Annotated in this window: 7 protein-coding genes and 1 other RNA gene; 1 reads left to right on the plus strand and 7 read right to left on the minus strand. The window is 41.1% G+C overall.

The window, feature by feature from the left end:
* Positions 1-56: 56 nt before the first annotated feature.
* Entirely contained in the window at positions 57-911 is an 855-nt protein-coding gene (kdsA, locus tag ATH1_RS0105965) for a 3-deoxy-8-phosphooctulonate synthase (RefSeq protein ID WP_010418920.1), read from the plus strand.
* On the opposite strand, the gene ATH1_RS0105970 is transcribed toward kdsA, so the two are convergent.
* The 7 genes from ATH1_RS0105970 to ATH1_RS0106000 all read right to left on the minus strand — a co-directional run bounded on the left by ATH1_RS0105970 (position 868) and on the right by ATH1_RS0106000 (position 14,617).
* The gene (locus tag ATH1_RS0105970; protein ID WP_029163983.1) at positions 868-1,683 is read right to left on the minus strand and encodes a M48 family metallopeptidase; all 816 of its coding nucleotides are present in this window, start codon (positions 1,681-1,683) and stop codon (positions 868-870) included. The genes kdsA and ATH1_RS0105970 overlap by 44 nt on opposite strands.
* Before the next feature lie 633 nt (positions 1,684-2,316).
* Positions 2,317-3,624, minus strand: a complete 1,308-nt coding sequence (locus tag ATH1_RS19030; protein ID WP_081467425.1) for a YihY/virulence factor BrkB family protein — start codon at positions 3,622-3,624, stop codon at positions 2,317-2,319.
* Between the two features lie 10 nt (positions 3,625-3,634).
* An RNA gene (gene rnpB / locus ATH1_RS20050) (RNase P RNA component class A) lies at positions 3,635-4,002 on the minus strand.
* Between the two features lie 22 nt (positions 4,003-4,024).
* Positions 4,025-4,663, minus strand: coding sequence for an SPOR domain-containing protein (locus ATH1_RS0105985; RefSeq protein ID WP_010418928.1), 639 nt, complete (start codon positions 4,661-4,663; stop codon positions 4,025-4,027).
* A 33-nt stretch (positions 4,664-4,696) separates the two neighbouring features.
* Positions 4,697-6,760, minus strand: a complete 2,064-nt coding sequence (locus ATH1_RS0105990) for an OmpA family protein (protein ID WP_169312180.1) — start codon at positions 6,758-6,760, stop codon at positions 4,697-4,699.
* 30 nt (positions 6,761-6,790) lie between these two features.
* Positions 6,791-7,732, minus strand: coding sequence for a PorP/SprF family type IX secretion system membrane protein (locus tag ATH1_RS0105995; protein ID WP_010418932.1), 942 nt, complete (start codon positions 7,730-7,732; stop codon positions 6,791-6,793).
* 30 nt (positions 7,733-7,762) lie between these two features.
* Positions 7,763-14,617 (minus strand): T9SS type B sorting domain-containing protein, encoded by a 6,855-nt coding sequence (locus tag ATH1_RS0106000; protein ID WP_211208070.1) that lies wholly within the window; start codon positions 14,615-14,617, stop codon positions 7,763-7,765.
* Between the last annotated feature and the right edge of the window lie 38 nt (positions 14,618-14,655).

Genomic DNA, 14,655 nt, shown 5'->3' on the forward strand with positions numbered 1-14,655 from the left:
TGTATTAATTCTTGCATGCGAGTTCCATCCGACCTTAATAAATAAATTTTATACTGATGAATATCAACAGCATTCCGAAAATAAAAAACGCCGGCAGCGAGCAGTTTTTTCTTCTTGCCGGACCATGTGCCATAGAGGGAGAAGAGATGGCGCTTAGAATTGCAGAAAAAGTTACAGAAGTAACCAATGATCTGAAAATTCCTTATGTATTTAAAGGTTCATATCGTAAAGCCAATCGTTCACGCATTGATTCGTTTACCGGAATAGGTGATGAAAAAGCACTTAAAATTCTCAGAAAAGTATCCGAAACATTTAATATTCCAACCATAACCGATATTCATTCTGCTACCGAAGCAGCAATGGCGGCTGAGTACGTGGATATATTGCAAATTCCGGCTTTCCTGTGTCGCCAAACGGATATTCTGGTGGCGGCAGCAAAAACAGAAAAAGTTGTCAATATTAAGAAAGGACAGTTCCTGGCGCCGGAAGCAATGATATTTGCCATTAATAAAGTGCGCGACAGCGGCAACAATCAGGTAATGGTGACAGACAGGGGAACTACTTTTGGCTATCAGGACCTGATTGTAGATTACCGCGGTATTCCCGTCATGCAAAAGATGAATGTTCCTGTAGTATTGGACATCACGCACTCATTACAACAACCCAATCAGCCGGCCGGCGTAACCGGCGGAAAACCGGAACTAATTGAAACCATAGCAAAAGCAGGGATTGCTGTAGGTTGTAACGGCATCTTTCTGGAGACCCATTTCGATCCTGCAAATGCTAAAAGTGATGGTGCCAATATGCTACATCTGGATCATCTGAAAAGTCTGCTCACAAAGCTGTCCATGCTGAGGAAAACCGTTCTCAATCTCCATTCGGATTATAATATGTCATCGCCTCAGGCATAAACTTTTTTAAATTGTTTATCCTGGTTTCGTCGGTCGGGTGCGTGCTCAAAAATTCGGGTGGTTTTTCTCCCCCGAGCTCTGACATACGCTGCCAGAAGTCAACAGCTTCCTGTGGATTGTAACCGGCCATTGCCATGAAGATCAGCCCCATCTGGTCGGCCTCTGTTTCATGAGTACGTGAATAAGGTAATACATAAGCCAATTGACTACCAAGGCCATAAGCAGCCATAAACAGGTTTTTCGTTTGCTCGGGTTTTTCATCAATGGCGATGGCAAGAGCAGTTCCAAGTCCCTGAACAGTCAATTGCTGACTCATTCTTTCGTTACCGTGTCGGGCGACAGCATGAGCAATTTCGTGTCCCATTACTACGGCAAGCCCGGTTTCATTCTCAGTTATTGGTAAAATACCGGTATAAACAACCACTTTGCCGCCAGGCATACACCAAGCGTTAGGGGTATCTTCTTCTACCAGGTTAAATTCCCATTCAAAGTTATTCAAACGGTCACTCATCCCGTGCTCTGTAAAATATTTTTCTACAGCCTGGGCAATCCTGTTCCCTACCCGGTGAACCATTTCAACGTTTTCCTTATCCTCTGACAATTTGTTCTGACTTAAAAAATCGCTATATTGACTCAAACTCATTGCCATTATTTCCGATTCAGGCAAAAGATTCATTTGTTTTCGTCCGGTTATCGGAACTGTTGAACAAGACATCAAAAATGCACTAAAAACCAGCAAACTCCACAAAAATAATTTATTCATCTTTTTCATCAGTATAAAATTAATCTAAGTTATTGGTCTGATGGAACTTATTATGCTTTAATTGATTTTAGATTCTTCGCTCCGCTCAGAATGACAGAGCGCTCAGTGTCATTCTGAGGAGGTAACAACGAAGAAAATCTGTTCCCTCATTTGATTTCTTTTATGATTAGAGGTTAGATGGTGTTTATACATGTTCTTTTATGACAAACCTTGTCATCGCTTCATAATTACTATGCGCAAAATATCATTGGTTAACATCATTCTTTTGTGAAACCAATATAAGCATTTCTTTAAATATTCTCTATCTCTGAGTTGAAATTTGATAAATTTTCACCATGCTGAAGCTTTGCTTCTAATCCCATTTTACGGCATCTTGTACAAAGCTTTCATCCGTATAAAATAAATCTAAGTTATTGGTCGAATGGAACTCGCATGATTGATTATATACATGTTCTTTTGTGACAATTTTTGTCATGCTCGTTTCATCCAACTCAAACTACAAAAAGCTCTATCTCAATTATTTATTATGAAGAGCTAAATGATTACTTACCAGGCCAATCTTCCGAACAAACTGAAAATTCTTTTCTACAAAATTTATTACTTCAGCCTGCTGGCCGCTAAATTTCTACCAGTCGGTTATTTTTAAATATCTTTCAGGAGACAGTTTCCCGGCGATTCATAAACAATACGTTCAAAACCGTCAAATTTTGTTCTGATCAGTTCGGCAGCATTGGTTCTCTCAAGAATGGTTTCGGAATAACCAGTATGTTCAATTTGATGAAGAATATCGGATATGGTCATTTTATTAATATCATACGCGGGCATAACGACCATATCGTCTTTACTGTCGGTTTCAAGTTCAGCCAAAACACCGGCATCAAAAAGCTTATAAACAAGATCGGTAACCAGTCTGATGGGCAGTTTCAATTTTTCGGCCAGTTCAGAAACTGAAAGCGGCTTTTCTTTTTTCGCAAAAGCTTTGACAACTTCTCTGACAATTAAAATGCTCACCAGCTTTTGAGCATATATACTCATATTACGGGTATCAACTTCGAATTCAAAACTTCTTTCATTTTGATGGGCAAAAGTCAGCTCGGCGCCAAAAAGAACAATATTCCAACTGGCCTGCATCCAGATGAGGAAGAGCGGTAAGGCCGCGAAACTACCATAAATGGCATTATATCGTGAAACACCAACCTGAAAATAGATGTATCCGTATTGTACGGCCAAAAACAACGTCCCTGCAATCACTCCTCCGAAAACAGCAGAAAGCGGTTTTACTTTGGTGTTTGGCATAATCATGAAAAACAAGGAAAAAACAAGCCAGACCAGGAGATATGGAGCCACCCAGACCAGAAAACCGCTGGCATAACCAACTACCCACAAATCGCGCATCTGGTTGGCTATAAAAACAACGATACTCCCCGAGGTAACCAATAAAAGAATACCTACCAATACCAGAGAAACGTAATCACTAAATTTTCTAAGAAGTGAACGGGATTTCTTAACGTCCCAAATATCATTAAATGATACTTCAATGCTATTCATCAGCCGCATTATCAAAAACAGCAAAATACCAAATCCTATGCCGGCAATCATCCCCCCTTTGGTGTTGTCCAGATAGTCGAGCGCAAACTCCTGCACCCATTTGACGACCTCTTCATGACCGACAAGACGTTGTTGAAGCTCCTGTTCCAGCGCTTCACGAAAGCCAAATCCCTTAGCAATTCCGAAAGCCATGGCAACAACAGGAACAACAGAGAGGAGGGAAAAAAAAGTGAGTGCCGATGCCTTTATCTGACATTGGTCGATAATAAACCGACGAATAGCGAGTGAAAAAATACGAAGAAAACGGATTAACCAGAATTGCCGTTTACTGGTTTCATCCCTGCTAATTCTCCAAATGTCTTCTAACAGAAATATTCGTATTTTGTTAAAAAGCTCCTTCATGAAATAAAAATAAAACAGCAAACCTGTAAGCCGGATTCTGTACCCTGTTACCAGGATGCCTGTCATTGATCTGCGAAAGCAGTCACCTGCTTTCTTTAGCGACCTACCCTTCCCGGCTTCCAAAAAACGGAACCGGAGCGAGCAACCCCGTACCTGAAAGGAACCGGGATATACATGGTCTTGCAACCCGCGGGGTGTACGGCTTCCGGTGTCACCACCGAAACCGGTGGGCTCTTACCCCACCTTTTCACCCTTACCCGAAGGCGGTTATTTTCTGTTACACCTGCATGGCCTCACGGCCATCTTCCCGTTAGGAAGCGCGGCGCTCTGTGTTGTCCGGACTTTCCTCCCTTATCGGGCGACAGGCCGGCTTGCTGTTCATGCAAACATACAAAAAATACTATTCAATTCGGTAAGGTTTGTATTTCTCATAAGGAACCAAATGTGCCTGCGGGTATCCCATGGACTTTATTCTTTCCAATGCCCTCTTTGCTTCGGCGCCTGAATAGCGGCCTACTGTGTATCGGTAAATTCTGTCATCCAAATAAAACTCCATAACATCATCAAATTCTTCAAATTCAGATGTATAAACAGGATATCGGAATGCAGCAATCTGCACAGTATAATCCGTGTTTTCATCTGGTTCATATCCAGACGAGACCGTTGACGAAGCACCTCTTGCCAGGTTATAGCCCCTGATATCAACCACAAAACATTCAGTATATCCCATAGATTTTACGATGGAAATATTTTGCCTGGCCTCCTCTTTTGATTCAAACTCTCCAACCGTATAACGCACATAACCATCGGCACAAACATATTCTTTCGCTTTATCAATGTTTTTAAAAAATGACGGATTTTGCGGCGGCCTTTTCAAAGCAAGAATCTGAATTGCAAAGTAGGGAGCAGAAATTTCATGAACTGCAACAATTTTTTTTGCAGAACGCAAATGAGCCAGCTTATCAGCCAATGCATCACCACAAAGTGATTGTAATAACAAAACAGCTCCAAAAAAAGAATATTTGAATATTTTTATCATTGCTTACGATCTATATTTTTATTCTTGTTTTGTTTATTCCAGCATTTTCCATACAACTACTTCAATTCTACGGTTTTCGAGATGTTCACTTTCTTCGCAAACTTTCCCCCGATGACATTTATTAACCAAATATCTCTCACCATATCCTCGTGGAATTACATTTTCGTCATCAATCCCTCTTTCCATCAAATAGTTTTCAGCTTTCTCAGCAACTTTTTGTGATACGAGTAAGTTGTTGTATTTATTTCCTCTGGCATCGGTATGGGCATTCAGCTTAACCACAACATTCGGATTATTTTGCAAATATGCTGCCAGTTTATTGAGTACTTCTCTTCCTTCAGCAGTAATACTTTCTCCCCGATAAGGAATAATCATTGTTCCGATATCATCCAGGACAGCATCATCAAAAACAGGCGTGAGAGCGATACCATTTCTGGCAATGTCTTCCAGTTCCATGATATCAACAATCATATTTATTTCTTTATACTCGTCACCCTTAGAAACCATAATTTCAAACGATTGATCCTCCTTCCGGTATTCATCCGGCAAAACCAAATGCACCCTGCCGTTTTTATCCGTACTTCCTTCTACCACTGTTTCATTTGTGGAATTGTCTTTCACAAGTACCGCGGCATTTTCTACAGGAGTCCCGTTAAATGTGCTGGTTACACGAGTGGATAAGGCATCCGGAAATACCGACAAATCGGGCTCGGGCTCGGGTTCGGGCTCAGCTTCAGGTTGAACCTCGAGTCCTCCCATAGGCATTTCTTCTTCAACACTTACATCTTCATCATATAAGATACCTCCCATAGGTAACATCTCTTCTGACTCTTCCTCTTCTTCAGGATTTCTGGGCTCAACATAGAAAATTACATCTTCCCCGCTACTAATGCGGTTTGAAGACAAAAACCCCCTGGTAGGATCGTTTGGATCGATCACGTAACCAAAATCATCCTTATTGGAATTAAATGGTCGCTTCATATTCATCGGATTACCCCACGAAGCTTCTCCGGTCTTTTCCGCCTTGAAAATATCCAATCCTCCAAATCCTTCCAGCCCGTCGCTGCTGTAATATAATACATAGTCTTTACTAACAAACGGGAAACGTTCGTTACCAAACGTATTGATTTGCGATCCGAGATTTCGCGGTTGACCGAACCGCCCGTCTTCATACCGTTCAGCCACATAAAGATCGGTGCCTCCGTATCCTCCCTTCATATTTGAGGCAAATACCAGGTACCGGTCATCAGGCGTTACTGCAGGATAGGCACAGTCGTAGTCATTACTGTTAATTGGAAGAACCTTTTCGTTGACCCAATGCTCACCATCAAACTCAACAGAATAAATCTTTATCCGGCTTTCTCCTCCGGGAATTCTTACCGACCGTGTATAGTACATGGTTTTTTGATCGGAAGTAAAAGAAATGGCTCCTACGTGATAATCAAAAACCATATTTTCGTCAAAAAGACGTTTACTCAATATTTCGCCGTTCTCCCCAAGTTCGGAATAATAAAGATTCAGGAATTCCTTACCATACCTGTCGACATCCCTGCTTCCGCCTTCATCTCCGGAGGATGAAGAATAAACAACACCGTCTTTGTAATACTGAATACCAAACGATTGTCCGAATGTCAAAAAGTCAGACGGGTTAACATAGTAGTTTGGATTGTACTCATTATGCTCAAGGGCCCAAATGCATGATTCCATCAATTTCTTGATCTGAGCCTGATTACCAACATTATACTGCCGTGTTTTACGGTACAAATCGATGGCTTCCTGATAAAACCCGTTTTTATGAGCAGATAATGCATAATTGACGAGGTCTTCGGGCTTTAGCTTCCCTTTCAGGTCATCAAAAGCATTATATGCCCGGTCAATTTCGTTCAAATAATAATAGCAATGCGCTATTCGTCTCTGAACATCAACAGATAACTCTTCACCCTGGCTTTTTGCTTCATTATAATACTGAAGGGCCTTAAAGTATTCTTCATTTTCAAAAAACTTATCTCCCCTCCTGATGGTTCGGCTCTGACCCAGTACCATTGATACAGAGAGTATGAAGAGCATAATAAGTGAAAATATCTTTTTTAGCTTCATATTGCAAAAATTTCGAAATGGAAGAACACATCAAAAATATCTAATGGAACGCATTCCAGGTCTTCTGTTGAACGTAAAATCAAATTGCAGACTGATTTCATGTGTTCCGTAATTATCAAACTGGTTTAATTCGCTTATCGGATAATCGAAAGAATACCGGACAGTAAACCGATCATTAATAATATATTCCCCCAGAAAAACAACATCGGAAATGGTCCTGTAAGACAGTCCTAACCAAAGCTTGTCCATAAACATAACGTTACCCGTAATATCTAATTGTAATGGTGCCCCATAAACATACTTCACCAGCATGGTTGGTTTAATTTTTACCTCCTCAAGCTCAAAAACATATCCCCCGTAAAGATATGAATGCATGTTCTTCAAATCCAATGTATTTTTAAAGTCATTAACATTGGGGTCTTCATCAAACTGATTGGTAAATATCTTTGGAACAGAAAAGCCTGCAAAATAGGTGTCTGAATAAAAATAAACACCAAAACCAACATTAAAAATCATTTTTGATTCCTTGCTGTCGAAGACGGGGTCACTGGGATCATTAACTTCAGCTTTGGTTCCGTCCCAAACCAGAGAACTAACACCGGCCTGCAAACCAAACGAAAGAAAACGATTGTTCCGGTCGATTTGTAATTTATAGGAAGCAGCGGCAAAGGCATCAAAAGTATTGCTAAACCCGATGTGATCGTTCACAAGAACCAGACCAACACCTAAATTTGTATCTTCAATAGGGGAATGTATATTTAACGCCTCATTCATTGGCGCACCTTCCATTCCCAGCCATTGACTCCGATGTATCAAAAGTCCGCTTATAATGTCCCTTGTTCCATTATATGCAGGATTTAATAATCCCTGGTTGGCGATATAGTGATTGAACTGGTATTGGTCCTGGGCCTTTAAAGAGGCCCCAAGAACCAACATCAGCACCAATCCTGTTATATAAAACCTTTCCTTCATAATCACGGGTTTAGAATTATTCTTTATCCATTAGCGACGAAGTTCGACGAAACCATTAAATTTCTTAATAACCGTTTCTCCATCAACATTTGCCTTGACCGTATATACATAGAAATATACCCCGTTTGGTAAATCATCGCCAATAGCTATCATATTATTGATATTCGATTTTCCATCCCAATCGTTCTGATAGACCTTACCCTGGGAACGATAGACTAACGTTCCCCACCTGTTAAACACTTCAAACGTGCTTTCTTCTGTCCTTGACCTGTTTGAAGATATTACAAAATAATCATTTATGCCATCACCATTTGGAGAAAAAGCATTGGGAATAAAAATGGATCTATCTTCTGTCATATTTTTATTACCTACATAAATAAATATTGTGTCCTGATCCCACCTTGACGGTTCTAAAAGATTCTCTACCCGATAAAGAATGGTGTCTACACCAAAAAATGAAGGCGCTTTCGTATACTCAACAAACCCTGTTGTTTGATCCTTAAATTGTATAATACCAAAATCACCCTCATATAAATATGGGTTAGTTTCTGATTCGGGAAAAAAGAAATTCAGGTTATCAATATCAATATCTGTTTTGGTAACATTGACAGTCACGCTATCACTAACCTCATTTTCATTAAGATATATGAATGCAGGATGTGCTTCTAACATATCTTCAAATACATACAAAACGCCATTGTATGGAACAGGCTCACATGATACATCAGAGTACTGGACAAATAACTGATATTCTCCCGGCTCATTAATATCAATGGTACCACCAATGCTATTATCAAATTCTACTGTGTCTTCCTCTTCATTAATGAGATAATAATTCAAATCACTTTCCAAATTATCTACATCAATTGATAACCCATTGTCGCCAAGATAAAGTGTGTCAGTAACATTAATCCCCAGTAAAATGTCGCTGATATACCTGTCAATATATGCGGGAGAAGAATAAGGAGACACCAAAACTGTATCAAACTCACTTTCACAACCTGACGTCAAATCAATGGCACTGATAACATATTCTGCACTATCAAGATATTCAAAACCAATATCATTTCCATCCTCTCCAAATAATCTTCTAAAATATGTTGAAGTATCGTCCGAACGATACAGGTAATAAGCATAATCAGACGATGAATTTTCAACAATTACAGTTCCTTTATTGAAGGCTTCAGGACAATAGAAAATTGTATCTGAAGCAATAACAGGAGGATTAACAGCTTGAGCAACTGAGACACTAATTTCACTACTATATTCCTCTCCACAGAAACCGGAGCCATCAGCAACACGAACATAGTACTTTTGAGAAACCTCAGTACTGTCGAACGTCCATGTAATGCTATTATCAGCCCCAACACTGCCGTAAATGTGACTTAATACACTTTGATTTTCATCTGCCAATTCATAAGTCCAGTGGTCTGAATCTATAAAAGCGGTAATTGAGATGGGTTCTCCATAACAATAATTCATGCTGTAATCCTCTACCTGAGCAGGCAGAACAATCTCTCCAGTCTCTATGTCGATTTGTTCTGAAATTACATCACAGGAACCTCCCCACGAGGCTTTTACATAGTAGCTTCCACTGGCAACTGGTGAAATAACAAAATCACCATTAATAGTTGCCTTTCTGGCAATTATAACAGAATCAACATTCGAAATATTAACCAATTCATAATCTACACCAGACACCGCATTATCGATTTCTATTTCAGTATATTCCTGACCACACGAAATAACAGGATTTGTAACGAAATTCGGTTGGGGTGGTGTATCCTCATAAATCACTCTTACAGTATCTTTCATACTTGAGGTACAACCTGTCGTTTGATTTTTAGCAAAAACAGTATATGTACCATTAGGAACTAGTACATTAAAAGTAAGAGGGCCTCCGTCATATCTACCTTCTTCAACATCAGCTTGTCCGGTATTTTCTTCAAGCAGGAAATAATCAACACCAAATTCGGATCCATTCAGTCCAACTTGCGCACCCCCAACAGACATATCGCAATAAACACCTGATCCGGTCATTTCAAAGGCCTTTGGTAAAGGATTAAATTTTACACGAAGACTGTCCATCACCATTTTACAACCTGAACCATTATCTGCTTCCAGATAGAAGTAACTATTGGAAGAGACATCGGGAACAAAATCTATTGGATAACCATTCCCGGGTTGAGTATCATAAACATGGCCATTAGAAACGTATATTAATGAATAGGTTACGCTCGTTTCACTGCCGGTAGTACTAACAGTTGTAGCACCATCTCCCTGGCATAAATTTGCACCTCCATTCAAACCAAAGACAGAAATTGCCCCCTCGATGTGAATATCCTCTTCGTCAAGTAATCTTACTTCACAACCAGAATTTCCGATTGCAGTAATATAATAGTGACCGTTCCTGTCGATTATGGCATCCGGAAACTCGACTTCAGACAAACCAGCTTGTGTCACTTCAACAAAACTACTATAAGAGCTATTCCCCTCACGCCAGAGGTAATATGTAACTCCTTCTTCAGGATTCTCGATAGAAACAATAGCTTCTTTCGGTGCACAAGGATTCCCTGAAATCACTACACTATCAACAACCATACTCAACGTAGCATCAGGTACATCATACTCTACAACTTTAACTGTATCTTCAAAGTTTCTGGCGCATCCGGTGGAAGTATTAGTTGCCAAAATCGTGTATGACGAGCTATCTGTGACAGCAAAACTTAATGTTGAGCCATTGCCACTTACAGCACTCCCATAAGAGACATCATCAACAACATCAAACAATTGATATTCAACGTCGTTTTGGGAATCTTCAATATACAAATTAGTCCCACCACCAGGGCAAAAACCCAATTCTCCAAGTATTGGTCTATCCTCTGGCAATGGGTCTGTCTCAACAGTTACTGAGTTACTTTCAGATGAAACACATCCCAGATCATTAGTTTCTGATATAACATAATAATCGCCTTCAGAGGTGAACCATTCTGTTCCGTCCGTATCATTTACAAAATTAACATTTCCCCCGCCACTCACTCCGTGATGTACAGCAACGGTATTATTGCTTTCATAAATAAGATAATAGGTTAATCCTTCTTCCTGATTTTCCAAAGTAAGATGTACACCTTGACCTCCTTCACAATAATGACCGCCATTTGAAACTGCTAAATTACCGGCATCCGGTAAGGTAACTTCTTCAACATCAATACTATTATTCATCAGATAAGGACAACCTCCCGAAGAGTAAGCAACAACCGAATAAGTAGTAGCCTCGGAACCAACCTGTTGATAATTACCTAAAACCAGCGCATTTCCGTTTCCGGTTATGGTATCAACAGGACTGCCATCCTGAAGAACAATATATTCTACCCCACTTTCCGAACCGGAAAGAGAAAGCTCTACACCATCCGGATCATCTTCACAGTAACGACCATCGTTTTCAGTCTGCAAATCAAATAATTGTAGCTCATCACCCTCGATGGTAAAACTGCCTTCCATCATGGCACTACAACCAAAACCGGCAATTGCCCTGATGGTATAAGTTCCAACATAACTGTAACTGTTATCGAAAACAAATGGAATAACACCGCCCGGCTTAGTTTCAAGTACCTGTGAACCATTAAATACCAACTCGTACGTATCTGCTCCCCATGAATTTTCAAGACCAATAACATAACCAGTGCCGGCATTACAATCAGATGCAGTGTCGCCATCGGGTAAAGAAACCGGGCTACCATCTACTGTCATTGTATATACATCGGGTCTTGGATGTTCTGTGATCTCGAACGACTCACTCAACTCATACTCCGAAGGCACAGCCGCACGGTAAGCTTTAACCCTGTAATTGGTGCCGTTCGGAGGATCAGCATCCAGAACATTATTCCATATAACCTGATTAGTTCCATCATAAATAATTGAAGAATAAGCGGTGGCACTTTCATCCTCCAAAACAATTTCATAAGTAATATCCAATTGCGGATTGGTTACTTCAACCGTAGCACCTCCTGTTCCTTCACAGTATTCTTTATTAACTCCAACTACAATTGGTAAATCAACCCCTTCATAGACACTCATTATCAAATAGTCATCGGTGCGACATTCAAAACTACTGAATACCTGAACACTGACAGAATCACCATCTGCTAATGCATTGGTTGTAAATGTATTACTTGTTCCGTATTGTTTTTCATCATCGTTAATAAAGAATTTGAAAGTATCGCCACCACTACCATTTGCTGTGAAGGTAACTTCCGTCCCCTCCAGTGCAGAAGGTGGATCAGCTACGAGATCAACTGCCGGCAATGGGTGTACAACGACATCTTCATCAATGGCATTACTCGGACAGCCATTTCCGTTATCATCAATGGCAATAACCTCGTAATTGCCTGCATTGAAAAGGGAAGCATTATTAATAGTATATGAGTGGGTGCTTACCCCCGGAATAAGCGTTCCATCCTGATACCATTCGTATGTATAGTTTCCATCACCGCCACTGGCCTGAACCATAATAACAATTTGTTCTTCTTCGCAGACTTCTGTTAAATTCCCAGGATTAAAACTGATGGTCGGATTTTCTCTTACAGTAATATCAATTGTATCAGAAATATCGTCACAGCCACTTCCAAATACATGAACATAAACCTGATCACCGTCATTAAGCTGATCGGTTACATACACATCATTGGCATCGGGCCCCTGAACAGAGCTCCACGTACCCGCATTACTGTCGTACCGGAAGAATTCGTACTGCTCTCCACCGCCGGCAGTAAATGTAATCTCCTTGTTGTTTTCACAAACGGCGGTTGTCGAAGCAGAAAAGGTAGCAGTAAGTTCTATGACATGAACATCTATTTGTGCTGTTCCTGAACAGGAAACACCATCGGTAACAGTTACCGTATAAACACCATCGTCGTTTGAGACGGTAACAGCCGGAATTGTAATTTGCTGACCGGTCATAGTTGACCCGTCGGGCAATTCCCAAAGATATGAATATGAGCCACTACCTCCCGTTGCATTTGCATCAAGCACAAGGTCATTTCCGGCACAAATATTCATTTCCGGATCGCCGGGATAGATTATAACAATCGGGTTTTCATTGACGGTCAGTATCATATCGTCAGGTGCACTGATACAGCCATTGTTATCTTCAACAGTTACACTATAAGCAGCACCATCATTTGTAAGTTCAACGTCAGTTCCTGTAAGTGTCAATTGATTGGATGCACCACTGGCAATAACATTACCAACTCCGTTGTACCACACATAATTAACATAATTACCGCTTCCTCCCGACGATGAAGCTATTAAAGTTATATCCTGTCCGTCACAAGTGGAAGCATCGTCGAGAGTAACTGTTGGGAGTTCGTTAATCACAACGTTAGTTGTTCCGGTAACTGGACAACCGTTATCATCGGTAACAACCACATCATAATCGCCGGCATTAGCCAGCGTGACATTGGTTACCGACGGATTCTGAGCCGTGCTGCTGAAACCATCAGGGCCGCTCCACAAATAAGAATAAGGAGAAGTGCCACCTGAGACTGTAACAGATAAGTTTACAGTCCCTCCTGCACATACAGGGCCGTCGTTTTCAATATTATCTATTACAGGATTTTCGTTCACTACAACAGTGGTACTACCTGTCGCTGAACCACAGCCATTGGCATCGGTGACGACAACATCATAGCTTCCGGCATCGGCAAGAGTTATATCAGACAGAACAGGGTCTTCATCAGTACTGGTAAATCCATTGGGGCCTGTCCATGAATAGGTATATGGGCCTGAACCACCTATGATAGTGACAGATAAATTAACCGTACCGCTTTCACAAACCGGGCCATCATTGGAAATAGCGTCTATTACCGGATTTTCGTTTACTGTAACTGTAGTGCTGCCATTAACAATACACCCATTGGCATCGGTCACTGTAACATCATAAGCACCCCCATTGGCCAGCGTGACATTCGGGATGGTCGGATTCTGAGCCGTGCTGCTGAAACCGTCAGGGCCGCTCCATAAGTAGCTGTAGGGCGTAATCCCTCCCGAAACACTAACACTCAATGTAACATCCGAACCTTCACATACAGTACCGCTGTTATCTATATTATCAATGACAGGATCACTCACAACAACATTGGTTGTTCCGGTAACTGAACAACCGTTAGCATCGGTAACAACCACATCATAATCGCCGGCATTAGCCAGCGTGACATTGGTTACCGACGGATTCTGAGCCGTGCTGCTGAAACCATCAGGGCCGCTCCACAAATAAGAATAAGGAGAAGTGCCACCTGAGACTGTAACAGATAAGTTTACAGTCCCTCCTGCACATACAGGGCCGTCGTTTTCAATATTATCTATTACAGGATTTTCATTCACTACAACAGTGGTACTACCTGTCGCTGAACCACAGCCATTGGCATCGGTGACGACAACATCATAGCTTCCGGCATCGGCAAGAGTTATATCAGACAGAACAGGGTCTTCATCAGTACTGGTAAATCCATTGGGGCCTGTCCATGAATAGGTATATGGGCCTGAACCACCTATGATAGTGACAGATAAATTAACCGTACCGCTTTCACAAACCGGGCCATCATTGGAAATAGCGTCTATTACCGGATTTTCGTTTACTGTAACTGTAGTGCTGCCATTAACAATACACCCATTGGCATCGGTCACTGTAACATCATAAGCACCCCCATTGGCCAGCGTGACATTCGGGATGGTCGGATTCTGAGCCGTGCTGCTGAAACCGTCAGGGCCGCTCCATAAGTAGCTATAGGGCGTAATCCCTCCCGAAACACTAACACTCAATGTAACATCTGAACCTTCACATACAGTACCGCTGTTATCTATATTATCAATGACAGGATCACTCACAACAACATTGGTTGTTCCGGTAACTGAACAACCGTTAG

The sequence above is a fragment of the Anaerophaga thermohalophila DSM 12881 genome (assembly GCF_000191885.1).
Lineage (GTDB): Bacteria > Bacteroidota > Bacteroidia > Bacteroidales > Marinilabiliaceae > Anaerophaga > Anaerophaga thermohalophila.

Bases quoted from the DNA above. Each gene is read 5' to 3' on its own strand.
- kdsA (WP_010418920.1), top strand. From the start codon at position 57: ATGAATATCAACAGCATTCCGAAAATAAAAAACGCCGGCAGCGAGCAG.
- ATH1_RS0105970 (WP_029163983.1), bottom strand. From the start codon at position 1,683: ATGAAAAAGATGAATAAATTATTTTTGTGGAGTTTGCTGGTTTTTAGT.
- ATH1_RS19030 (WP_081467425.1), bottom strand. From the start codon at position 3,624: ATGAAGGAGCTTTTTAACAAAATACGAATATTTCTGTTAGAAGACATT.
- ATH1_RS0105985 (WP_010418928.1), bottom strand. From the start codon at position 4,663: ATGATAAAAATATTCAAATATTCTTTTTTTGGAGCTGTTTTGTTATTA.
- ATH1_RS0105990 (WP_169312180.1), bottom strand. From the start codon at position 6,760: ATGAAGCTAAAAAAGATATTTTCACTTATTATGCTCTTCATACTCTCT.
- ATH1_RS0105995 (WP_010418932.1), bottom strand. From the start codon at position 7,732: ATGAAGGAAAGGTTTTATATAACAGGATTGGTGCTGATGTTGGTTCTT.